General features: G+C 61.2%; 16 protein-coding genes. 4 read left to right on the top strand and 12 right to left on the bottom strand.

Translation table 11 applies throughout. The annotated features are described in order from the left end of the window. The first annotated feature begins 23 nt into the window (after positions 1 to 23). Both CKW30_RS13145 and CKW30_RS13150 read left to right on the top strand, forming a co-directional pair. Positions 24 to 467, top strand: a complete 444-nt coding sequence (locus CKW30_RS13145) for an excinuclease (protein WP_095181023.1) — start codon at positions 24 to 26, stop codon at positions 465 to 467. 135 nt (positions 468 to 602) lie between these two features. Next, positions 603 to 1,040 (top strand): excinuclease, encoded by a 438-nt coding sequence (locus tag CKW30_RS13150; RefSeq protein WP_095181024.1) that lies wholly within the window; start codon positions 603 to 605, stop codon positions 1,038 to 1,040. 103 nt (positions 1,041 to 1,143) lie between these two features. Here the strand turns inward: CKW30_RS13150 and CKW30_RS13155 are convergent, their stop codons facing one another. After that, a complete protein-coding gene (locus CKW30_RS13155; RefSeq protein WP_076565243.1) occupies positions 1,144 to 2,046 on the bottom strand; it encodes a LysR family transcriptional regulator in 903 nt (300 codons plus the stop codon). Positions 2,047 to 2,164: 118 nt separating this feature from the next. Here CKW30_RS13155 and CKW30_RS13160 point away from each other — a divergent pair, with 118 nt between their 5' ends. Further along, a complete protein-coding gene (locus CKW30_RS13160) occupies positions 2,165 to 3,439 on the top strand; it encodes an MFS transporter (RefSeq protein ID WP_095181025.1) in 1,275 nt (424 codons plus the stop codon). A gap of 177 nt (positions 3,440 to 3,616) precedes the next feature. Here the strand turns inward: CKW30_RS13160 and hemE are convergent, their stop codons facing one another. From hemE to CKW30_RS13220, 11 genes are all read right to left on the bottom strand, one after another. Continuing rightward, on the bottom strand, positions 3,617 to 4,684 hold the full coding sequence (gene hemE, locus CKW30_RS13165; RefSeq protein WP_056787355.1) for a uroporphyrinogen decarboxylase: 1,068 nt from the start codon (positions 4,682 to 4,684) through the stop codon (positions 3,617 to 3,619). A gap of 251 nt (positions 4,685 to 4,935) precedes the next feature. Next, positions 4,936 to 6,354, bottom strand: coding sequence for an FAD-dependent oxidoreductase (locus CKW30_RS13170; RefSeq protein ID WP_095181026.1), 1,419 nt, complete (start codon positions 6,352 to 6,354; stop codon positions 4,936 to 4,938). A gap of 33 nt (positions 6,355 to 6,387) precedes the next feature. Next, on the bottom strand, positions 6,388 to 10,833 hold the full coding sequence (gene gltB, locus CKW30_RS13175; protein WP_095181027.1) for a glutamate synthase large subunit: 4,446 nt from the start codon (positions 10,831 to 10,833) through the stop codon (positions 6,388 to 6,390). Between the two features lie 614 nt (positions 10,834 to 11,447). Continuing rightward, positions 11,448 to 13,034 (bottom strand): AAA family ATPase, encoded by a 1,587-nt coding sequence (locus CKW30_RS13185; protein ID WP_056787348.1) that lies wholly within the window; start codon positions 13,032 to 13,034, stop codon positions 11,448 to 11,450. Positions 13,035 to 13,044: 10 nt separating this feature from the next. After that, positions 13,045 to 14,145, bottom strand: coding sequence for a 3-dehydroquinate synthase (aroB, locus tag CKW30_RS13190; protein ID WP_041477573.1), 1,101 nt, complete (start codon positions 14,143 to 14,145; stop codon positions 13,045 to 13,047). A 152-nt stretch (positions 14,146 to 14,297) separates the two neighbouring features. Then, on the bottom strand, positions 14,298 to 14,816 hold the full coding sequence (aroK, locus tag CKW30_RS13195; RefSeq protein WP_024011270.1) for a shikimate kinase AroK: 519 nt from the start codon (positions 14,814 to 14,816) through the stop codon (positions 14,298 to 14,300). Between the two features lie 4 nt (positions 14,817 to 14,820). Beyond that, entirely contained in the window at positions 14,821 to 16,899 is a 2,079-nt protein-coding gene (gene pilQ, locus CKW30_RS13200) for a type IV pilus secretin PilQ (RefSeq protein ID WP_095181028.1), read from the bottom strand. A gap of 13 nt (positions 16,900 to 16,912) precedes the next feature. Beyond that, on the bottom strand, positions 16,913 to 17,437 hold the full coding sequence (locus CKW30_RS13205; protein WP_041477571.1) for a pilus assembly protein PilP: 525 nt from the start codon (positions 17,435 to 17,437) through the stop codon (positions 16,913 to 16,915). Next, a complete protein-coding gene (gene pilO, locus CKW30_RS13210) occupies positions 17,434 to 18,057 on the bottom strand; it encodes a type 4a pilus biogenesis protein PilO (RefSeq protein ID WP_095181029.1) in 624 nt (207 codons plus the stop codon). Before pilO ends, CKW30_RS13205 begins: the two co-directional genes overlap by 4 nt. Beyond that, complete coding sequence (locus CKW30_RS13215; protein WP_095181030.1) at positions 18,054 to 18,620, bottom strand: PilN domain-containing protein; 567 nt, start codon at positions 18,618 to 18,620, stop codon at positions 18,054 to 18,056. Before CKW30_RS13215 ends, pilO begins: the two co-directional genes overlap by 4 nt. Beyond that, positions 18,620 to 19,684 carry a pilus assembly protein PilM gene (locus CKW30_RS13220; RefSeq protein ID WP_056787331.1) on the bottom strand — a complete coding sequence of 355 codons (1,065 nt, stop codon included), beginning with the start codon at positions 19,682 to 19,684 and terminating at the stop codon, positions 18,620 to 18,622. Before CKW30_RS13220 ends, CKW30_RS13215 begins: the two co-directional genes overlap by 1 nt. 219 nt (positions 19,685 to 19,903) lie before the next feature. Between CKW30_RS13220 and CKW30_RS13225 the strand changes: the two genes are divergently transcribed. Then, positions 19,904 to 22,348 carry a penicillin-binding protein 1A gene (locus tag CKW30_RS13225; RefSeq protein ID WP_371857552.1) on the top strand — a complete coding sequence of 815 codons (2,445 nt, stop codon included), beginning with the start codon at positions 19,904 to 19,906 and terminating at the stop codon, positions 22,346 to 22,348. The last annotated feature ends 19 nt before the right edge of the window (positions 22,349 to 22,367 follow it).

Raw genomic sequence — 22,367 nt, forward strand, 5'->3', positions numbered from 1 at the left:
CAATCCAGGTCAAGGAGACCTACATGCACTTCAAGAAATTCGCCGCCGTTACCCTGCTGCTCTGCGCCCTGCCAGCGGTCAGCCAGGCCCGCGACACGGCGGTCTACCTGCCATTCGACAAAGCCGTCGCCGAAGCCACCCGCTCCGGCAAGATCGATGGCAGCGTGAAATTCTATCTGGCCGGCAACACCCCGGCCGGCAAAGTCACCGTCGTCAGCGCCGACGCCGTGACCAACAAGAAAACCAACGCCTTCAACAAATCCGACGAAGTCGCCTGCGAGTGGGTCGCCCAATCGGCAATCATCAGCCTGCACCAGGCCGCGAAAAACGCCGGCGCCAACGCCGTGACCAACATCGTCAGCTTCTACAAGCGCAACGAGCGCAAGGACGCGCAAACCTACGAATGCCACGCCGGCGCGATCATGGCGGGCGTTGCGTTGAAGGGTGATCTGGCGAAGGTTCAGTAAGCGCCAGAAACGACAAAGGGCGCCGTTTGGCGCCCTTTTTATTTGCAGTGATTCAGCAGCATCTACACTCGCTGATGCAGGTCGCAGCACCGTCACCTGCCCTCGCAGTCTCTTTCACCGTCAAAGGAGATGACCATGCAAGTGAAAGCCCTGATGGCCGCTGCGCTTATCGCCCTGCTGCCCAGTGCCAGCCATGCCACCAACCTCATGTACATGCCTTTCGAAACCGTGCTGTCGGACGCCATTCGCGCCGGGCGGCTGGATGGCAGTGTGAAGTTCTACCTGATCGGCAACGGGCCGCAGGGCACTCAGCAGTTGCTGCGCCAAGGGGTGGTCAGTGATTTGCAAACCAACGGCTTCAACAAGAGCGATCAGGCTTCGTGTGAATGGGTGTTGCAGTCGAATCTGATCAAATTGCAGGCTGATGCCAAGCGGGTCGGGGCGAATGCGGTGGTCAACATCGTCAGTTACTACGACCAACGTGTACGCAAGGATTTGAATACCTACGAGTGCCGGGCAGGAGTTTTTGTTACCCGGGTGGCTTTGAAGGGGGATTTGGTGCGGTTGCCCTGAAATCTGTGATGTTTGGGCCGACGCCTTCGCGAGCAGGCTCGCTCCCACCTTGGAATGCGTTTCCCTGTGGGAGCGAGCCTGCTCGCGAAAGCGCCAGCCGCCTTCACACCGTCAGCGGTTCAACCTTGCGCGTAAGCAGTTCGACAAACGCCTTGGCCATCGGCGATTTCTGGTCTTTGCGCTGCACCAGCCACACCGCCGAAATCGCTTCGGGATCGAGCAGCGGTCGGTAGACCACGCCGTCGATGCGCATGCGTTGGTAGGACGCTGGCAGCACCGATACACCCAAGCCCGCCGCCACCAGACCAATAATGGTCATCGCCTCACCAGCCTCTTGAGCGAAGTGCGGGCTGAAGCCGGCGTCACGGGCCAGGCTCAGCAGTTGTGCGTAGAGCCCGCTGCCATAGCTGCGCGGGAAAAACACGAATGGCTCCAGCGCCAGCGCCGATAGAAACAGGCCTTCATCGCTACTTTGGGCCAGTGGATGCTTGGAGCTGAGCACCGCCACCAATGGCTCGCGCATCAACTCCACAACACTCAGTGAATCTGGCAATCCGAGCGGGCGCATGATGCCGACTTCGATCGACTCGTCCACCAGAGCATCGGCGACCATGGTGCTGCTCATTTCGCGCAGGTTCAGATGCACCGCCGGAAAGCGCTGACGAAAAGAAAAAATCGCCTGCGGAATCGTCGAATTGAACGGCGCCGACGAGGTGAAGCCAATCTTCAATTCACCCAGCTCGCCAAGTTGCGCACGGCGGGCGACATCCGCTGCCTTGTCGACTTGTGCCAGCACCAGCCGCGCCTCCTGCAGAAACAGGCGACCGGCCTCGCTCAACTCGACCCGACGATTGGTGCGCTCGAACAAGCGCGCGCCGAGCTGTTGCTCCAGCGCCTGAATCTGTTGGCTCAGTGGTGGCTGGGAGATGCCCAGCACCTGTGCGGCCCGGCCGAAATGCAGTTCTTCGGCGACTGCGATGAAGTAACGCAGATGACGCAGTTCCATAGGATTTCCATTAGGTCGCTGAAGCTATCAAACAGGTCGAACAATATATTGGATAGAAACATTAGCCAGCTATATGATTTTTTCATTGCCTGCCCGGCTGTGCTTTCCGAGGTCTGAAGTGAAAACTGCTGTCGCGCCCCTTGCCCACGAAGTCCCGCCCGCTGCCGGCGACGATACCCTCGCCGAGCTGCAAGAGATCTACATCGAAAAAGGCACGCCGGCGTTCATGCGCACGGTGCTGGCGCTGTTCTGTGGCGGCTTTGCGACGTTTGCCCTGCTCTACTGCGTACAACCGATGATGCCGCTGCTGTCCCACGAATACGGGATCAACGCGGCGCAGAGCAGTCTGATCCTCTCGGTGGCAACCGGCATGTTGGCCTTCGGTCTGCTGATCACCGGGCCGATCTCCGACCGCATCGGCCGTAAACCAGTGATGGTCGCGGCGCTGTTCGCTGCCGCGTTGTGCACCATCGCCAGTTCGATGATGCCGAGCTGGCACGGCGTATTGATCATGCGCGCGCTGATCGGCCTGTCGTTGAGCGGCCTGGCAGCAGTGGCGATGACCTATCTGAGCGAAGAAATCCATCCACAGCACATCGGCCTGGCGATGGGTTTGTACATCGGCGGCAACGCGATCGGCGGAATGAGCGGACGCTTGATAACTGGCGTGCTGATCGACTTCGTCAGCTGGCACACGGCGATGCTGGTGATCGGCGGTCTGGCGCTGGTCGCGGCGGCGGTGTTCTGGAAGATCCTCCCGGAGTCGCGCAACTTCCGCGCCCGCTCACTGCACCCGCGCAGCCTGCTCGACGGCTTCACCATGCACTTTCGCGACGCCGGCCTGCCGCTGCTGTTTCTTGAAGCGTTCGTGCTGATGGGCGCGTTTGTCACGCTGTTCAACTACATCGGCTACCGCTTGCTGGCTGCGCCGTACAACCTCGATCAGGTATTTGTCGGATTGCTCTCGGTGGTCTACCTGTCGGGGATCTACAGCTCGGCGAAGATCGGTTCGCTGGCGGACAAACTGGGGCGGCGCAAAGTGCTCTGGGCGACGATTGCGCTGATGTTCGCCGGGCTCGCGCTGACGATGTTCACGCCGCTGTTGCTGGTCATCATCGGCATGCTGGTGTTCACCTTCGGCTTCTTCGCCGCGCACTCGGTGGCGAGCAGCTGGATCGGCCGGCGCGCGTTGACGGCCAAGGGTCAGGCGTCGTCGCTGTATCTGTTCAGTTATTACGCCGGATCGAGCATTGCCGGGACGGCGGGCGGGGTGTTCTGGCATCTGGGCGGGTGGAACGGCATCGGCTTGTTTATTGGTGCGCTGTTGCTGATTGCCCTTCTGGTGGCGTTGAAGCTGGCGAAGTTGCCGCCGTTGCAGGGTGTCAAAGCCTGACATAAAACCCTGTGGGAGCGAGCCTGCTCGCGAATGCACTGTGTCAGGCAACATCAGTGTTGAATGACACACCCCTTTCGCGAGCAGGCTCGCTCCCACAGTTGATTTGGGTACGACATTAGATCGTGCAAAAGAAAACGCCCGGCACTTGGCCGGGCGTTTTTTATTGGGCGCTGATCACTCGTGATACTGCGCCGACAGCTCATGCACCGCACGCAGGAATGCGCCGGCATGTTCCGGATCGACTTCCGGGGTGATGCCATGACCAAGGTTGAACACGTGGCCGCTGCCCTTGCCGTAGCTGGCCAGAATGCGCCCGACTTCAGTGCGGATCGCTTCCGGTTTGGCGTAGAGCACGGTCGGGTCCATGTTGCCTTGCAGCGCGACCTTGTCGCCGACACGGGCACGGGCGTTGCCGATGTCGCAGGTCCAGTCCAGGCCGAGGGCGTCGGCGCCGGCTTCGGCGATGCTTTCCAGCCACAGGCCGCCGTTCTTGGTGAACAGAATCACCGGCACTTTGCGTCCGTCGTTCTCGCGGATCAGGCCGCTGACGATTTTCTTCATGTAGGCCAGGGAGAATTCCTGATACGCGGCTGCCGACAGGTTGCCGCCCCAGGTATCGAAGATCTGTACCGCTTGCGCACCCGCCATGATCTGGCCGTTGAGGTACGACGTCACCGACTGCGCCAGTTTGTCGAGCAGCAGGTGCATGGCTTGCGGGTTGTCGTAAAGCATCGCCTTGGTCTTGCGGAAGTCTTTCGACGAGCCGCCTTCAACCATGTAAGTCGCGAGGGTCCACGGACTGCCGGAGAAACCGATCAACGGCACGCGACCGTTGAGTTCGCGACGGATGGTGCTGACCGCGTCCATGACGTAACCGAGGTCTTTGTGCGGATCCGGGATCGGCAACGCTTCGATGTCGGCCATCGTGCTGACGACTTTTTTGAAGCGCGGACCTTCACCGGTCTCGAAGTACAGGCCCTGGCCCATGGCATCGGGAATGGTGAGGATGTCGGAAAACAGGATCGCCGCGTCCAGTTGCGGGTAGCGGTCGAGCGGTTGCAGGGTGACTTCGCAGGCGAATTGCGGATTCATGCACAGGCTCATGAAGTCGCCGGCATGCGCGCGGCTGGCGCGGTACTCCGGCAGGTAGCGACCGGCCTGGCGCATCATCCACACAGGGGTGACGTCAACGGGTTGCTTGAGCAGGGCGCGGAGGAAACGGTCGTTCTTCAGGGCAGTCATGTCGGCATCCGGAAAAAAAGTGCGGGCATTTTCTCAGAGCGCGCGGCAAAAGGCACGGATGTGGGTCAGCCTTTTGTCTATCGGGTCAATTTGTCGCGCTGGAACACGCTATCAGCAACACCGAGAAACAACTGTGGGAGCGAGCCTGCTCGCGAAGAGGGCTTCACATTCAACATCTCTGTTGACTGATCCACCGCTTTCGCGAGCAGGCTCGCTCCCACAATTAATCCCATTCCAATTTTGGAAAGTGATCAGACACCCAGGTAATCGAGGATCCCTTCAGCCGCATTGCGCCCTTCGAAGATCGCCGTCACCACCAGGTCGGAACCGCGCACCATGTCGCCACCGGCGAAGATTTTCGGGTTGCTGGTCTGGTGCTTGTACTGACCTTGCTCGGGCGCAACAACGCGGCCCTGGCTATCGGTCTGGATCTCGAACTGTTCGAACCACGGCGCCGGGCTCGGGCGGAAGCCGAAGGCGATGACCACGGCATCGGCCGGGATGATCTCTTCGGAACCCGGGATCGGCTCGGGGCTGCGACGGCCACGGGCATCCGGTTCGCCGAGACGGGTCTCGACCACCTTCACGCCTTCGACCTTGTCTTCACCGATGATGGCGATCGGCTGGCGGTTGTAGAGGAATTTCACGCCTTCTTCCTTGGCGTTCTTCACCTCTTTGCGCGAGCCGGGCATGTTCGCTTCGTCACGACGATAAGCGCAGGTCACCGACTTGGCGCCCTGACGGATCGAGGTGCGGTTGCAGTCCATCGCCGTGTCGCCGCCGCCGAGTACCACGACCTTCTTGCCTTTCATGTCGACGAAATCTTCCGGCGACTTTTCAAAGCCCAGGTTGCGGTTGACGTTGGCGATGAGGAAATCCAGCGCGTCATAAACGCCCGGCAGATCCTCCCCGGCAAAACCGCCCTTCATGTAGGTGTAGGTGCCCATGCCCATGAACACCGCGTCGTATTCGGCGAGCAGTTGTTCCATGGTCACGTCTTTACCGACTTCGGTGTTGAGACGGAACTCGATGCCCATGCCGGTGAAGACTTCGCGACGATTGCTCAGCACGGTCTTTTCCAGCTTGAACTCGGGGATGCCGAAGGTCAGCAGGCCACCGATTTCCGGGTTCTTGTCGAACACCACCGGAGTTACACCGCCACGCACCAGCACGTCGGCGCAACCCAGACCCGCCGGGCCTGCGCCGATGATCGCGACACGTTTGCCGGTCGGCTTGACCTTGGACATGTCCGGGCGCCAGCCCATGGCGAACGCGGTGTCGGTGATGTACTTCTCGACCGAACCGATGGTCACCGCGCCGAAGCCGTCGTTGAGGGTGCAGGCACCCTCGCACAGACGATCCTGCGGGCACACCCGGCCGCAGACTTCCGGCAGGGTATTGGTCTGGTGCGACAACTCGGCGGCCTGGAGGATGTTGCCCTCGGCGACCAATTTGAGCCAGTTGGGAATGAAGTTGTGCACCGGGCACTTCCATTCGCAATACGGGTTGCCGCAACCCAGGCAGCGGTGGGCCTGATCGGCCGACTGCTGGGGTTTGAACGGTTCGTAGATTTCAACGAACTCTTTCTTGCGTTGACGCAACAGTTTCTTCTTCGGATCCTTGCGCCCGACATCGATGAACTGGAAGTCGTTATTCAGACGTTCAGCCATTGTTAAAACCTCATCAAACTCTTCAGGCGCATATCACTGCGGGTTGGCACGAGTGCTGGAAAGCAGGGTTTTCAAGCTGGCAGCCTTGGGCTTGACCAACCAGAAACGCCGCAAGTAATCGTCGAGGTTCTCGGCGAGTTCACGACCCCACTCGCTGTCGGTTTCGGCGACGTACTCGTTCAGCACGTTCTGCAGGTGGCTGCGATAGGCTTCCATCGCCTCGCCGCTGATCCGCTGGATTTCCACCAGCTCGTGATTGACCCGGTCAACGAAGGTGTTGTCCTGATCAAGCACGTAGGCGAAACCACCGGTCATGCCAGAGCCGAAGTTGTAACCGGTCTTGCCCAGCACGCAGACGAAACCACCGGTCATGTACTCGCAGCAGTGATCGCCAGTGCCTTCCACGACGGTGTGGGCACCGGAGTTACGCACGGCGAAACGCTCGCCTGCGGTGCCGGCGGCGAACAACTTGCCGCCAGTGGCACCGTACAGGCAGGTGTTGCCGATAATGGCGCTTTCCTGAGTTTTATAGACGCTGCCCTTCGGCGGCACGATGACCAGCTTGCCGCCGGTCATGCCTTTGCCGACGTAGTCGTTGGCGTCGCCTTCCAGGTACATGTTCAGACCGCCGGCGTTCCACACACCGAAGCTCTGCCCGGCCGTGCCCTTGAAGCGGAAGGTGATCGGCGCCTTGGCCATGCCTTGGTTGCCGTGCTTGCGCGCGATTTCGCCGGAGATCCGGGCGCCGATCGAACGGTCGCAGTTGCAGATATCCAGCTCAAACTCGGCACCGCTGAGGTCGTTGATCGCCGACGCGGCCAGCTCGACCATCTTCTCCGCCAGCAGACCTTTGTCGAACGGCGGGTTGCGCTCAACGCCGCAGAACTGTGGCTTGTCCGCCGGAATGTGATCGCTGCCCAACAGCGGCGTCAGGTCCAGATGGTTTTGCTTGGCGGTCTGGCCTTCGAGGATTTCCAGCAGATCGGTACGACCGATCAGCTCTTCGAGGGAGCGCACGCCGAGCTTGGCCAGCCACTCACGGGTTTCTTCGGCGACGTAGGTGAAGAAATTCACCACCATGTCGACGGTGCCGATGTAGTGATCCTTGCGCAGCTTCTCGTTCTGCGTCGCGACGCCAGTGGCGCAGTTGTTCAGGTGGCAAATGCGCAGGTATTTGCAGCCCAGTGCGATCATCGGCGCGGTACCGAAGCCGAAGCTCTCGGCGCCGAGGATTGCTGCTTTGATCACGTCGAGGCCGGTTTTCAGGCCGCCGTCGGTCTGCACCCGGACTTTGCCGCGCAGGTCGTTGCCGCGCAGGGTCTGGTGGGTTTCAGCGAGGCCGAGTTCCCAAGGTGCGCCCGCGTATTTGATCGAAGTCAGCGGCGAAGCACCGGTACCGCCGTCGTAACCGGAAATGGTGATCAGGTCGGCATAGGCCTTGGCCACACCGGCGGCGATGGTGCCGACGCCCGCTTCAGCTACGAGTTTCACCGAAACCAGCGCCTGCGGGTTGACCTGCTTGAGGTCAAAGATCAGTTGCGACAAGTCTTCGATCGAGTAGATATCGTGGTGCGGCGGTGGCGAAATCAGGGTCACGCCCGGCACTGCGTAACGCAGTTTGGCGATCAGCCCGTTGACCTTGCCGCCCGGCAGTTGCCCGCCCTCGCCCGGCTTGGCGCCTTGGGCGACCTTGATCTGCAGCACTTCGGCGTTGACCAGGTATTCCGGGGTTACACCGAAACGGCCGGTGGCAACCTGCTTGATTTTCGAGCTCTTGATGGTGCCGTAACGCGCCGGATCTTCGCCGCCTTCGCCGGAGTTGGAACGCGCGCCGAGGCGGTTCATGGCTTCGGCCAGGGCTTCGTGAGCTTCCGGCGACAGTGCGCCGAGCGAGATACCGGCGGAGTCGAAGCGCTTGAGCACCGACTCCAGCGGCTCGACTTCACTGATGTCCAGCGGCGTGTCGAGGGTCTTGACCTTGAACAGGTCGCGAATCATCGACACCGGACGGTTGTCCACCAGTGAGGTGTATTCCTTGAACTTGGCGTAGTCGCCCTGCTGCACGGCGGCTTGCAGGGTGTTGACCACGTCCGGGTTGTAGGCGTGATATTCGCCACCGTGGACGAATTTCAGCAGACCGCCCTGCTGGATCGGCTTGCGCGGGCTCCAGGCTTCGACGGCGAGGGCTTTCTGCTCGGCTTCGATGTCGACGAAACGCGCACCCTTGATCCGGCTTGGCACACCACGGAAGCTCAGTTCGCAGACTTCTTCGGACAGACCAATGGCCTCGAACAGCTGCGCACCACGGTACGAAGCGATGGTCGAGATACCCATCTTCGACAGGATCTTGAGCAGACCTTTGGTGATGCCCTTGCGGTAGTTCTTGAACACCTCATAGAGGTCGCCCAGTACTTCACCGGTACGGATCAGGTCACCCAGCACTTCGTAGGCCAGGAACGGATAGACCGCCGAGGCACCGAAACCGATCAGCACCGCGAAGTGATGCGGGTCACGGGCGGTCGCGGTTTCAACGAGGATGTTGGAATCGCAACGCAGGCCCTTCTCGGTCAGGCGGTGGTGCACGGCACCGGTCGCCAGCGAAGCGTGGATCGGCAGCTTGCCCGGGGCGATATGACGGTCGCTCAGGACGATCTGGGTACGCCCGGCGCGCACGGCTTCTTCAGCCTGATCGGCAACGTTGCGGATCGCCGCTTCGAGGCCAAGGCTTTCGTCGTAGTTGAGGTCGATGATCGCCCGTTCGAAACCCGGACGGTCGAGGTTCATCAGCGAGCGCCACTTGGCCGGAGAGATCACTGGCGAGCTGAGGATCACGCGCGAGGCGTGTTCCGGCGACTCCTGGAAAATGTTGCGCTCGGCACCGAGGCAGATTTCCAGCGACATCACGATCGCTTCACGCAGCGGGTCGATCGGCGGGTTGGTGACCTGCGCGAACTGCTGGCGGAAATAGTCGTACGGCGTGCGCACACGCTGGGACAGCACGGCCATCGGCGTGTCGTCGCCCATCGAGCCCACGGCTTCGTAACCTTGCTCGCCAAGCGGACGCAGCACCTGATCACGCTCTTCGAACGTGACCTGATACATCTTCATGTACTGCTTGAGCTGGTCGACGTCGTAGAAAGCCGAACCGTGGTCATTGTCTTCCATGGTCGCCTGAATGCGCAGGGCATTCTTGCGCAGCCATTGCTTGTACGGATGACGGGATTTCAGACGGTTGTCGATCGCATCGGTGTCGAGGATCTGCCCGGTCTCGGTGTCCACGGCGAAGATCTGGCCAGGGCCGACACGGCCCTTGGCGAGCACGTCTTCGGGCTGGTAGTTCCACACGCCGATTTCCGAGGCGAGGGTAATGAAACCATTCTTGGTGGTGACCCAGCGCGCCGGACGCAGACCGTTACGGTCGAGCAGGCACACCGCGTAGCGACCATCGGTCATCACCACGCCGGCCGGGCCGTCCCACGGCTCCATGTGCATCGAGTTGTACTCGTAGAACGCACGCAGATCCGGGTCCATGGTTTCGACGTTCTGCCACGCAGGCGGAATGATCATCCGCACGCCACGGAACAGGTCGATGCCACCGGTGACCATCAGTTCGAGCATGTTGTCCATGCTCGAGGAGTCGGAACCGACGCGGTTGACCAGCGGGCCGAGCTCTTCCAGATCCATCAGATCATTGGTGAACTTGGTCCGACGGGCCTGCGCCCAGTTGCGGTTACCGGTGATGGTGTTGATTTCGCCGTTGTGGGCGAGGAAGCGGAACGGCTGCGCCAGCGGCCATTTCGGCAGGGTGTTGGTGGAGAAGCGCTGGTGGAACACGCAGATCGCGGTTTGCAGGCGCTCGTCACTCAGGTCCGGATAGAACGCGGCCAGGTCGGCCGGCATCATCAGGCCTTTATAGATGATGGTCTTGTGCGAAAAGCTGCAGATGTAATGGTCGGTGTCAGCGGCGTTGGCCACCGACGAACGGCGACGGGCGCTGAACAGCTTCACGGCCATGTCCTGATCGCTCAGGCCTTCGCCGCCGATGTAGACCTGCTCGATCTGCGGCAGGCGCTCAAGGGCCAGGCGGCCGAGGACGCTGGTGTCGATCGGCACTTTGCGCCAGCCGATCAGTTGCAGGCCTTCGGCGAGGATCTCGCGGTTCATGTTCTCGCGAGCGGCTTCGGCCTTGGCCGGATCCTGATTGAAGAACACCATGCCCACGGCATATTGCTTGGGCATTTCGACACCGAAGCTCTCCTGGGCAATGGCTCGCAGGAAGGCGTCGGGTTTTTGAATCAGCAGACCGCAACCGTCACCGGTCTTGCCGTCGGCATTAATCCCACCGCGGTGGGTCATGCAGGTCAGGGCCTCGATGGCCGTTTGCAAAAGGGTATGACTGGGCTCGCCCTGCATATGAGCTATCAGGCCGAAACCGCAGTTATCCTTGAATTCATCTGGTTGGTACAGACCTGCTTTCATAGACACTTTCTCACCAGGCTGCCTCTACTCGAGGCAAATTTCTTTTCAATTCAACCACTTGCGTTCCGCGCCGAACGTACGCCGGCTTAGCGGGGGCAAAAGGGTGGTCATTGTACACAGCGACACAGAGGCTCACAAATTTGACGACGAACTGTCGCAAATTCATGTCGCATTTGTGAAAGGTTTAAAGCGATCTGCTGTGCTAGTCAAAACTTTTTTAATTTTGACCGCAACGACTCAAAGACTACTGTGACGCAGACACCACAAGGCACGCGACCGCAGGGACGGTTGGCGCTTGCTGGCGAACCGCGTTGCACGCCAACGTGTGCGAGGCAAGGCGCGGGATGCTGCCAATGGTTGTTCCCTTGGCAAATCCCGCAACGCAGCCTCGCACACGTTGGCGCGCAACCCGAAGGGACGCGCCCCATTTTTCGCTGGGCAGCGTTGCTCGGAACTTATTTGGAAAAACCAAACTGCGTTCCTCGCGCCTTGCCCAGCAAAAAATGGGGCGGCGTCGCGGTCGTCAGCAAGCGCCAACCGTCCCTAGAGGCGGCGCGCACTCGTGGAGATTTTGAGGTGCCGGGAGAGGCGGCCTGGGTAAGGCCGCCGAATCTTCAGCGAGTTGTTGCCAGTTCCTGTTGGACGCTGGCGACAGTGCGAGGCCAAGGTTTACCAGCCTGAACCTTCGCTGGCAAGGCCTTGATGGCAGAAACGGCCGCATCACGATTGGCAAAGTTGCCGTAGGTGATCACGTAAAGCGGCTTGCCGTTGAGGACTTTCTTGAAATAACGGTACTCGCCGCCCTGCTCCTTGACGAAGTTCTGCGCGGCGGTCTCCGAGCTGGTGCCGAGGATCTGCACGACATAGTTGCTGGTCGGCTGACCGGCGTACCAGCTGCCACCGGCAGCCTTGGCCACGGTAACGGGCTTGTCGGCAGGCTTGGCCGGAGCAGGAGCCGGTTTCGCAGCTGGCGCCGGGGTGGCCGGAGCAGGCTTGGCTGTGGCGATCTGCGTCGGTGCCGGGGTTGGCGCCGGTTTGGCGGCAGGAGTCGGAGCCGGTGTCGGCGCGGGACCGGCCGGAACGCCCGCAGGCGGTGCGGAGGTGGTTACGGTCGGCGGCGTATCGCTGGAGCCTTCCAGGGGCACGCCGTCGTCGCCTTCGGTGATGCCACCGGCGGCTTCTGCCAGCGGGCCACGCATGACCGGCTGCGAGTTGCCGACCAATGGCAGCGGCATCGGCTGGGTGTTGCCGGCGAATTCGACGGACGGGTTGGCGCCGTTCGCTGCACCCTGACCCAATGGCAGTTGCGCCTGTTCATTGGCCGGAGCACCGGTGGTCGGTGCCTTGCTGCGACCCGGCATCAGCCAGGCGGCGGCAACCGCGACCACAACGACGGCGGAAATCGCCAATACGTGTTTCTTCGGCATGTTGAACCCCATACTTGGACGCTTGACCGCGGAGCGGCTGGCAATCATGACTTCGATCAGTGCATCGCGAGCGACCTGGTTGATGTTGCCCGGCCAGCCCTCGGAGCTTTCGTGAATATCAGAGATCTGATCTGCGGTGAAAAGTTCGACACCCCGGCCCGCGCCTTCCAGCCGCTGGTCGAGATATTCGCGGGTCTCTTCTTCGGTGTACGGCTGCAATTCGATGACGTGGAAACGCTCTTCTTCGAGCTGCAACGCCTCAAGCTGAGCGATCAGCGACGACTCGCCGAACAGGAACACATGCGGACGACCTTCCGGCGTGCCGGCGCCGAGCGCCATCAATGCTTCCAGCGCGGACTCGTCGAGCTGCTCGGCATCGTCCACGAGCAGATAGACTTCCTGCCCGGTCAGACCCAGTTGCACCACCTGCTCGAGAATCGCGCCGACTTCGGCCTGAGCGACATCCAGCGCCTGCGCCACCTGGCGCAGCACGCCGGCCGCATCACCGGCGCCACGGGCGGAAACCACCACGCTCTGCACCGATTGCTTGTTGGTACTGGCAACGAGCGCTTGCCGCAGCAGGGTCTTGCCGCTGCCCTGCGGGCCGGTGACCACCAGCAGCAACTGGCTGTAACGCGCCAGATGATGCAGTTGACCCAGCACCGGTTTGCGCTGGGCCGGGAAGAATTTGAAGCCCGGCACCCGTGGCGCGAACGGGTCGTGACTTAACTGGAAATGGCCGAGAAACGCCTCGTCGGCATGCAAACTAGTCATCGGAATCGTTTTAACCTTTAAGCTGAGCCAGGGCGCGGTAATCCGCTCCCAGCGTGGCCTGTAGAACCTCTTTCGGATAATCGTCGGTCACTACCGCTTCGCCCATCCGGCGCAGCAGCACCAGGCGCAGACGACCGTCGATCACTTTTTTATCAATTGCCATGTGTTGGAGAAAATCGGCTTCGCTCATCTCTTCAGGCGGAATGACCGGCAGGCCGGCCCGCTGGAACAGACGAATGCCGCGATCACGCTCCTGCTCGCTGATCCAGCCCAGGCGCGCGGACATTTCCAGCGCCATCACCGTGCCCGCCGCGACCGCCTCGCCATGCAGCCAGACACCATAGCCCATGTGGGTTTCGATGGCGTGGCCGAAGGTGTGGCCGAGGTTGAGCGTGGCGCGTACGCCGGTTTCCTTCTCATCGGCACCGACCACCGCAGCCTTGGCCGCGCAGGAACGCTCGATCGCATAGGTCAGCGCGGTTTGATCCAGCGCGCGCAGGGCGTCGACGTTTTCTTCGAGCCAGGTCAGGAACGGCTCGTCGCAGATCAGGCCGTACTTGATGACTTCCGCCAGGCCCGCCGACAGCTCGCGCTGCGGCAGGGTTTTCAGCGATGCGGTATCGATCAGCACCACGTTCGGCTGATAGAACGCGCCGACCATGTTCTTGCCCAGCGGATGGTTGATGCCGGTCTTGCCGCCGACCGAGGAATCGACCTGCGACAACAGCGTGGTCGGAATCTGGATGAAATCGACACCGCGCTGATAACAGGCGGCAGCGAAACCGGCCATGTCGCCGATCACCCCGCCGCCCAAGGCGATCACGGTGGTGCGGCGGTCATGACGGGCGGTCAGCAGACCGTCGAAAATCAGTTGCAGGGTTTCCCAGTTCTTGAAGGCTTCGCCATCAGGCAACACCACTGAGATAACCGAAAACTGCGCAAGGCTGCGGGTCAGACGTTCGAGATAGAGCGGCGCGACGGTTTCGTTGGAGATGATTGCCACCTGCCGCCCGTGGATATGCGGCGCCAGCAGTTCCGGCTGATCCAACAGACCTTCGCCAATATGAATCGGGTAGCTGCGCTCGCCTAGATCGACCTTGAGTGTCTGCATGTGTCCCCACAGTGAAGATGGAAGCAGGCATCCTGCCCTGAAATTATTGGTGTTCTGCGGCTCGTAGCGGTATGACGCCGCTCGCCCGGCAACCGCCACACCCTCGGCGGGCGCTGACAGGACGCCGAGGATAGCGCATTTCGGGCGATGCTTTAACGGGGTGGCAACTGCGCGAGACGGTCGAGAATGTCGAGCACCACCATGCGTGGCGGCCGCTCGTCGGTTTCCACCACCAGATCGGCAATTTCCCGATAAAGCGGATCACGGATCTCGAGCAGGTCGCGCAGGGTTTTCGCCGGATCGGCGGTACGCAGCAGCGGCCGATTGCGGTCGCGGGAGGTGCGGCCGACCTGCTGCTCGACGGAGGCGTGCAGATACACCACGCGCCCGCCTTCATGCAGGGCCTTGCGATTGGCATCACGCATCACCGCGCCGCCGCCGGTCGCCAGCACCACGCCATCGAACGCGCACAGCTCGGCGATCATCGCCTGCTCACGGTCACGAAAGCCGGGCTCGCCTTCCTTGTCGAAGATCCATGGGATATTGGCACCCGTGCGCAGCTCAATTTCCTTGTCGGAATCCTTGAACGGCAGGCGCAGCTCTTTGGCCAGCAATCGGCCGATGGTGCTTTTGCCAGCACCCATCGGTCCTACAAGTATCAAATTTCGCACAGAATCAACGACTCACAGCAATCGCCTGGTTATTCATGATACGCGGAGTGAGAAATACCAGCAGCTCGGATTTTTTCTCCGAAACCACATCACGCCGGAAAAGGCGGCCAAGATACGGCACATCGCCAAGAAATGGCACCTTATCTACGACCTTGCTCTGAGTATTTGAAAAAACACCGCCGATTACGATGGTCTCGCCGTCATTTACCAGCACTTTGGCGTTGACCTCGTTTTTCTTGATCGGCGGCACATCCTGCACTTTGTTCAGGTAATCGGGCTCATCCTTGGTGACCTTGACCTCCATGATGATGCGGTTGTCCGGGGTGATCTGCGGGGTGACTTCCAGTGACAGCGAAGCCTCCTTGAACGACACCGAGGTAGCGCCGCTGGAGCTGGCCTCCTGATAGGGAATCTCGGTGCCTTTGAGGATCTTCGCGGTTTCCTTGTCCGAGGTGACCACCTTCGGCTGCGAGACGATTTCGCCATTGCCGGTCTTTTCCATCGCCGTCAGTTCGAGATCCAGCAGCACGTTGTCGGTGATGAAAGCAATGCCGATCCCCGAGGTATTGTTGACCGTGCCCATGTCGACGAACGGCGAGTTGGTGCCGGTGCTGCCCGGCGTACCGATGGTGCTCGAGGAGCCATTGACCCCGGACGCGTTCCAGTTGCCCTTGTTCTGCACCGAACCGCCCCAGCGCACGCCCAGGCTCTTGTCATAATCGACGTTGGCCTCGACGATGCGCGCCTCGATCATCACCTGGCGCACCGGAATATCCAGCTGGGCGACGATCCGCCGGAGTTCGTCGAGGCGATCCTGGGTCTGGTAGGCAATGATGTTGTTGGTTCGCTCATCGACGGTAATCGAACCGCGCTCGTCGACCTTGGCCTCGGCGCTGGTCACCGACTGGAACAGCTTGGCGATGTCCGCTGCCTTGGCGTAATTGACTTGCAGCAGCTCACGACGCAGGGGCGCCAACTCGGCGATCTGCTTCTGCGATTCCAGTTCCTGACGCTCGCGAGCGGCAATTTCATCGGCCGGCGCGACCAGCAGCACGTTGCCGATCTTGCGCTTGTCCAGCCCCTTGGTTTTCAGCACCAGATCCAGTGCCTGATCCCACGGCACGTTCTGCAGGCGCAAGGTGATACCGCCCTGCACCGTATCGCTCGCCACCAGATTGAGATTGGTGAAGTCCGCGATCAGTTGCAGCACCGAGCGCACGTCGATGTCCTGAAAATTCAGCGAGAGCTTGTCGCCGACATAGGCCTGACGGTCGGCGTTGCGCTTTTGCAGGTCGTCGATGCTCATCGGCCGAACGCTCACGGTGAGCTTGTTGTCGGTCTGAAACGTGGAGTAGTCGAAGGTGCCACTGGGCTCGACGCTGATCACCGCGCGATCACCGGTTACCGCGGCATTGACGAACTGCACCGGGGTGGCGAAGTCCTTGACGTCGAGGCGCACGCGCAGCTTTTCCGGCAATTGCGTGCGGGCGAAGCTGAGGATGATCTTGCCATCGTGCTCCTGAATATCCGGGGCGATGGTCGGATCAGAGAGGTCGATGACTACGTTGCCCTCGCCCTCGGTGCCGCGCTGGAAATCGACACTGCGAATCGCCCTGCTGCGTTGCGCGGCTGGTCTGGCAGGTGCCGCAGCGGCCGTGGCGGCACGCGGTGCAACGGCAGCCGGGCGCGGCGCAGTCGCGGAAGCGCCCTGACCGACCACCACAAACAGATTATTGCCCTCGACCCGCGTGCTGTAAGGCGCCAACTGCGTCAGGCTGACAATCAGCCGCGTGCGATCCTTGGCTTCGGCCACCGTGGCCGTGCGCGCGTTGCCGCTGCCCAGATCAAGATTCTTGTTGGCCATCTGGCTGGTCACGCCCGGCAGATCCAGTGCAATGCGTGCCGGTGACTCGGTTGTGTAGCCCTTGGGCTGTGGTGGCGGGCCGTCGAATGACAGCTTCAGTTCGACGCGGTCACCCGGCAGCGCGGCAACATCCAGCGCTTTCAGACTGGCCGCCATTACCATCGGTGACACCAGCGCTATCCATAGCGAAAAACCGAGGGTGGAGAAAATCCTGTTCATTGTTCGACTTCCACTATGAGTGCTCTTTCAAAGGAATGGTGCGCGGCCGCTCCAGCCAGGCGCCGGCGCCGTCGGGCACGATCTCGACGACATCGACCTGGGTAGGGCTGATGGCGACGATGCGGCCGTCGTTGCGGCCCAGGTAGTCTCCGACCTTGAGACGATGCACCCCGCCTGCGCCGCGCAACAGCGCAAACGAGCCCGAGGCATTGGCAATCGTGCCGACCATTTCGAACTGCTCGATATTGAACCCTTCAAGGTATTGCTTGACCCGATTGGGGTCGGGTTTGACGTTGCGCGAACCGTGTTTCTGCCCGGCCAGATCGACCCGCGCCTGCCGCGAAAACGGGCTGCGCAGGTTGGCGGCGCTGTAAGTGAATGTGGGGTAAGACCGGAATGTCGGCGTTGGTTCAATCCTGCCCGCCGGACGCAGGCGCACTTCGTTGAGGTACGCGTCGAGGTCGCTGAAGTCATCGCCGCCACCGCAGCCGCTTAACGCCAGCATCATGGGCAGGACGAGATAACGAATCGGGGTCATTTCTCCAGCCCCTTGTCGTTATAGCGGTACGTCTTGGCAAGAATGCTCATGCGCAGCTTCGTCCCGCCCTCGGGATTGGCTGGCGCCAGTTCGAAATCGTGCAGAGTGACAATTCGCGGCAGCCCGGCGACGCCGCTGACGAAGGTCGCGAGGTCGTGATAGGCGCCTGTCACGGTGATCTGGATCGGCAGCTCGATGTAGAACGGCTGGGTCACTTCCGGCAGCAGCTTGATCTCTTCGAATTCCAGGCCGCTGCCCAGACCGGTGCGAGTGATGTCTTCGAGCAGGCCCGGCACTTCGGTGTCGCTGGGCAATTGCCGCAGCAATACGCCGAAGGTGTTTTCCATTTCCTTCATTTGCTGGGTATAGAGCTCAAGGTTCGCCGACAGCCGCGCCTTGCTGGCGAATTGTTCCTTGAGGGTGGTTTCCTCTTCGCGCTTGAGGTCGAGCTGATTTTCCATGTCGCTGATGAAGAAGTAATAGCCAAGCGTGAGGATCAACACCATCACCAGCGCACCGCACAGGGTTTTTACCGCCGGGGGCCAGGAGCCGATGTTGCTGGTGTCGAGGTCGTTGAAATCGATATTGCGCAGGCTTTGCAGCCATTCGGGGGCGTTCATTGCTCGTCCTCCACAACCTTGGGCTGAGTCTGACGGACGGTAAGCTGGAAGACATTGGCCTGTTCGACCTGATCGGCGCTGGTGGCCTTGACCTCATTCAGGCTTGGCGCGTCGAACCAGTCGGACGCGTCGAGATTGCGCATCAGCTCGGAGACCCGGTTGTTCGACTCCGCCGCGCCACTGATGGACAGGGTCTTGCCGGCCATTTTCACATCGGTGAAATACACGCCGTCCGGCAGGGTACGCGCCAGTTGGTCGAAGACCCGCCCGCTGATCTGCCGATTGCCCTGCAGGTCCTGGATGATGCGCATGCGCTCGACCAGTTGCTGGCGGCGCGCCTTGAGTTCACTGATCTGCTTGATGCGCTCGTCGACCACGGCAATCTGTTTGCCGATGTAATCGTTGCGCGCCATCTGCCGCTCGATCGCTGCGCTGATGATCTGGTCGGCAATCAGCACCGCGCCGATCGAGCCGGCCAGCACGCCGATCAGAACCAGCAGAAAGCGTTTGCGCCGTTCTTCGCGGCGTTCCTCGCGCCAGGGGAGAAGGTTGATCCGCGCCATCAGTCGAAACTCCTGAGCGCGAGCCCGCAGGCAATCATCAAGGCTGGCGCGTCGCTGGCCAGCGCTCCTGCGTTGACCTTGCTGCCCAAGGCCATGTCGGCGAATGGGTTGGCGACCTGCGTCGGCGTGTCCAGACGCTGTTCGATCAGACGGTCCAGCCCGGGCACCGAGGCGGTGCCGCCGGCCAACAGGATATGGTCGACCGCGTTGTACTGCCCGGAGGCGAAGAAGAACTGCAGCGAACGCGAGACTTGCTGCACCAGCGCCTCGCGAAATGGCTGCAAGACCTCGCTGACGTAATCGTCAGGCAGCCCGCCCTGTTTTTTCGCCAGGCCCGCCTGTTCGACCGTGAGGCCGTAGCGGCGCTGGATCTCCTCGGTAAGCTGGCGTCCGCCGAATAATTGCTCGCGGGTATAGATGATCTTGCCGTTGTGCAGGACGCTGAGGGTGGTCATGGTCGCACCGATGTCGACCACCGCCACGGTCAGGCGCTCCTGGGAGGCCGCCAGATGCGTCGCCAGCAGACCGAACGAGCGCTCGAGGGCGTAGGCCTCGACGTCCACCACCCGCGCGGTCAGGCCGGCGAGCGCCAGCGCCGCTTCACGCACCTCGACGTTTTCCTTGCGACAGGCGGCAAGCAGCACGTTGACCCGATCCGGGTTGCGCGGCGAGACGCCCTGGACTTCAAAATCGATGGCGACTTCGTCCAGCGGATAGGGAATGTATTGGTCGGCCTCGATCTTGAGCTGGTTTTCCAGTTCGTCGTCAGACAGCCCGGCGTCCATCTCGATGACCTTGGTGATCACCGCAGAACCGGCCACCGCCACCGCCACGCTCTTGACCCCGGTTCGCGCTTTCACCAGCAACCGGCTCAGCGCCTGGCCGACGCCTTCGAGGTCGGCGATGTTCTTTTCGACCACGGCGTTCGCCGGCAACGGCTCCACCGCATAGGCCTCGACCCGGTAGCGCTCGCCCTGACGGCTCAGTTCCAGCAGCTTCACCGACGTGGAGCTGATGTCGATCCCCAGTAACGCATTGGTCTTTTTATTGAAGAGTCCCAGCACTACCAATTCCCTATGACTTTCCGTGAGTTACGGACTCTGTAATACGCATTGCGTTCCTTCACCCCCGTCTTGACAGAAGCGCCAATGACGCCCCCGACGGAAAAGTGCTTATAATGCCCAGCGATTTTTTCCGCTTTTTACTGCCAGCGCGGATGGCTCTGTGTGTAACCGCAGCCCCGTGCCAAATTCATTCTTTGCCCTGGATGTCCAAAAGCCTTGATTCGTCTGCTGAAATTTTTCGGTTGGTCCATCGTCGCCGTTTTCTGCGGACTGCTCTTAGGTCTCAGCGGCGCCTTTCTTTACCTTAGTCCGGGTTTGCCGTCTGTGGAGGCGCTGAGAAGCATTCAGTTGCAGATTCCTCTGCGCGTCTACAGCAGCGACAACAAGTTGATCGCAGAATTTGGCGAAATGCGCCGTACACCGATTCGTTTCGCCGACATTCCGCCCAACTTCATCAATGCGTTACTAAGTGCTGAAGACGACAATTTTGCCAACCACTATGGCGTCGACCCGAGCAGCCTGATGCGCGCGGCGACGCAACTGGTCAAGAGCGGACATATTCAGTCCGGCGGCAGCACCATCACCATGCAGGTGGCGAAGAACTTCTTCCTCACCAGCGAGCGCAGCTTCTCGCGCAAAACCACCGAAATTCTTCTGGCCCTGCAGATCGAACGACAACTGACCAAGGACGAGATTCTTGAGCTGTACGTCAACAAGATCTACCTGGGCAACCGCGCCTACGGCATCGAGGCGGCGGCGCAGGTGTATTACGGCAAATCGATCCGTGACATCAGCCTGGCGCAGATGGCGATGATCGCCGGTCTGCCAAAAGCACCGTCGCGTTTCAACCCGCTGGCCAACCCGGCGCGCAGCAAAGAACGCCGCGACTGGATCCTCGGGCGCATGTATAAGCTGGGCAAGATCAGCGAAGCCGACTACACCGCGGCGATCAACGAGCCGCTGAACGCCAGCTACCACGTGCCGACCCCGGAAGTGAACGCACCGTACATCGCCGAAATGGCCCGTGCCGAAATGGTCGGCCGTTATGGCAGCGAGGCCTACACCGAAGGTTTCCGCGTCACCACCACAGTGCCGAGCAATCTGCAGGAAATGGCCAACACCGCGCTGCACGAAGGCTTGATGACCTACGACCAGCGCCACGGCTACCGTGGCCCCGAGTCGCGCCTGCCGGGCAAGACCCGCGAAGCCTGGGCCAGCGAGCTGACCAAGCAGCGCACCATCAGCAGCCTCGAACCTGCGATCGTCACCCAGGTTGATAAAACCGGCCTGCAGGTGTTGACCCGCACCGGTGAAGAGCACGTAGCCTGGGACACGATGAAATGGGCGCGACCGTTCCTCAACACCAACAGCATGGGCGCCAACCCGCGCCAGCCGTCGGATGTGGCGCAGGTCGGTGATTTGATCCGCGTGCAGCGCCAGACGGACAATTCGCTGAAATTCAGCCAGATACCACAGGCTCAGGGCGCACTGGTGTCGCTGGATCCGCAAAACGGTGCGATCCGTTCGCTGGTGGGTGGCTTCGCTTTCGAGCAGAGCAACTACAACCGCGCCATGCAGGCCAAGCGTCAGCCGGGTTCGAGCTTCAAGCCATTCGTTTACAGCGCCGCGCTGGATAACGGCTACACCGCTGCCAGCCTGGTCAACGATGCGCCGATCGTGTTCGTCGACGAGTACCTGGACAAGGTCTGGCGCCCGAAGAACGACACCAACACCTTCCTCGGCCCGATCCGCCTGCGTGAAGCGCTGTACAAGTCGCGCAACCTGGTGTCGATCCGCCTGTTGCAGGCCATGGGCGTGGGCAAGACCATCGACTACATCACCCGCTTCGGCTTCAACAAGCAGGACCTGCCGCCGAACCTGTCGCTGGCACTCGGCACCGCAACGCTGACGCCGATGGAAATCGCCACTGGCTGGAGCACCTTTGCCAACGGTGGCTACAAGATCACCCCGTACATCATCGACAAGATCGAAAGCCGTAACGGTGACACTTTGTTCGTCGCCAACCCGCCGACCGTGCCACAGGGTGGCGCGGCGACCGACGGTATCGCTGCGCCGGCTACCGAGTCGTTCACGGTCAATGCCGCTCCGGTTGCCGGTGAAGCGTCGGCCAATCCGGCAGTGCCGCAAGCGCCGGCCGTGGCCGAACGGATTGTCGATGGACGTACCACCTACATCCTCAACAGCATGCTGCAGGATGTAATCAAACTCGGCACCGGCCGGCGCGCACTGGCCATGGGCCGCAGTGACATCGCGGGCAAGACCGGTACCACCAACGAATCGAAAGATGCCTGGTTCTCTGGCTACAACGCTGATTACGTAACCACGGTGTGGACTGGTTTCGACCAACCGGAAAGCCTCGGACGCCGTGAGTTCGGCGGTACTGTGGCGCTGCCAATATGGATGAATTACATGTCGGCCGCGCTGAAAGACAAGCCGCCGCATGTGCAGCCTGAGCCAGAAGGCTTGCTCAGCCTGCGGGTAGACCCGGTCAGCGGCCGTGCAGCAACACCGAGCACACCGGGGGCGTACTTCGAACTGTTCAAGGCCGAAGACACGCCGCCATCGGTGAACGAGCTGGGCAACGGCGCAGTGCCAGGCAGCCCGCTGCCGGCGGATGAACAGGCGCCGATCGATTTGTTCTGATCCTGATGCCGCAAAAAGC

It is taken from the genome of Pseudomonas sp. Irchel 3F6 (assembly GCF_900187595.1).
GTDB lineage: Bacteria > Pseudomonadota > Gammaproteobacteria > Pseudomonadales > Pseudomonadaceae > Aquipseudomonas > Aquipseudomonas siliginis.

What these genes read in the sequence shown, in the direction of transcription:
- CKW30_RS13145 (WP_095181023.1), top strand. Translation starts at nt 24, where the DNA reads ATGCACTTCAAGAAATTCGCCGCCGTTACCCTGCTGCTCTGCGCCCTG.
- CKW30_RS13150 (WP_095181024.1), top strand. Translation starts at nt 603, where the DNA reads ATGCAAGTGAAAGCCCTGATGGCCGCTGCGCTTATCGCCCTGCTGCCC.
- CKW30_RS13155 (WP_076565243.1), bottom strand. Translation starts at nt 2,046, where the DNA reads ATGGAACTGCGTCATCTGCGTTACTTCATCGCAGTCGCCGAAGAACTG.
- hemE (WP_056787355.1), bottom strand. Translation starts at nt 4,684, where the DNA reads ATGACTGCCCTGAAGAACGACCGTTTCCTCCGCGCCCTGCTCAAGCAA.
- CKW30_RS13170 (WP_095181026.1), bottom strand. Translation starts at nt 6,354, where the DNA reads ATGGCTGAACGTCTGAATAACGACTTCCAGTTCATCGATGTCGGGCGC.
- gltB (WP_095181027.1), bottom strand. Translation starts at nt 10,833, where the DNA reads ATGAAAGCAGGTCTGTACCAACCAGATGAATTCAAGGATAACTGCGGT.
- CKW30_RS13185 (WP_056787348.1), bottom strand. Translation starts at nt 13,034, where the DNA reads ATGACTAGTTTGCATGCCGACGAGGCGTTTCTCGGCCATTTCCAGTTA.
- aroB (WP_041477573.1), bottom strand. Translation starts at nt 14,145, where the DNA reads ATGCAGACACTCAAGGTCGATCTAGGCGAGCGCAGCTACCCGATTCAT.
- pilQ (WP_095181028.1), bottom strand. Translation starts at nt 16,899, where the DNA reads ATGAACAGGATTTTCTCCACCCTCGGTTTTTCGCTATGGATAGCGCTG.
- CKW30_RS13205 (WP_041477571.1), bottom strand. Translation starts at nt 17,437, where the DNA reads ATGACCCCGATTCGTTATCTCGTCCTGCCCATGATGCTGGCGTTAAGC.
- pilO (WP_095181029.1), bottom strand. Translation starts at nt 18,057, where the DNA reads ATGAACGCCCCCGAATGGCTGCAAAGCCTGCGCAATATCGATTTCAAC.
- CKW30_RS13215 (WP_095181030.1), bottom strand. Translation starts at nt 18,620, where the DNA reads ATGGCGCGGATCAACCTTCTCCCCTGGCGCGAGGAACGCCGCGAAGAA.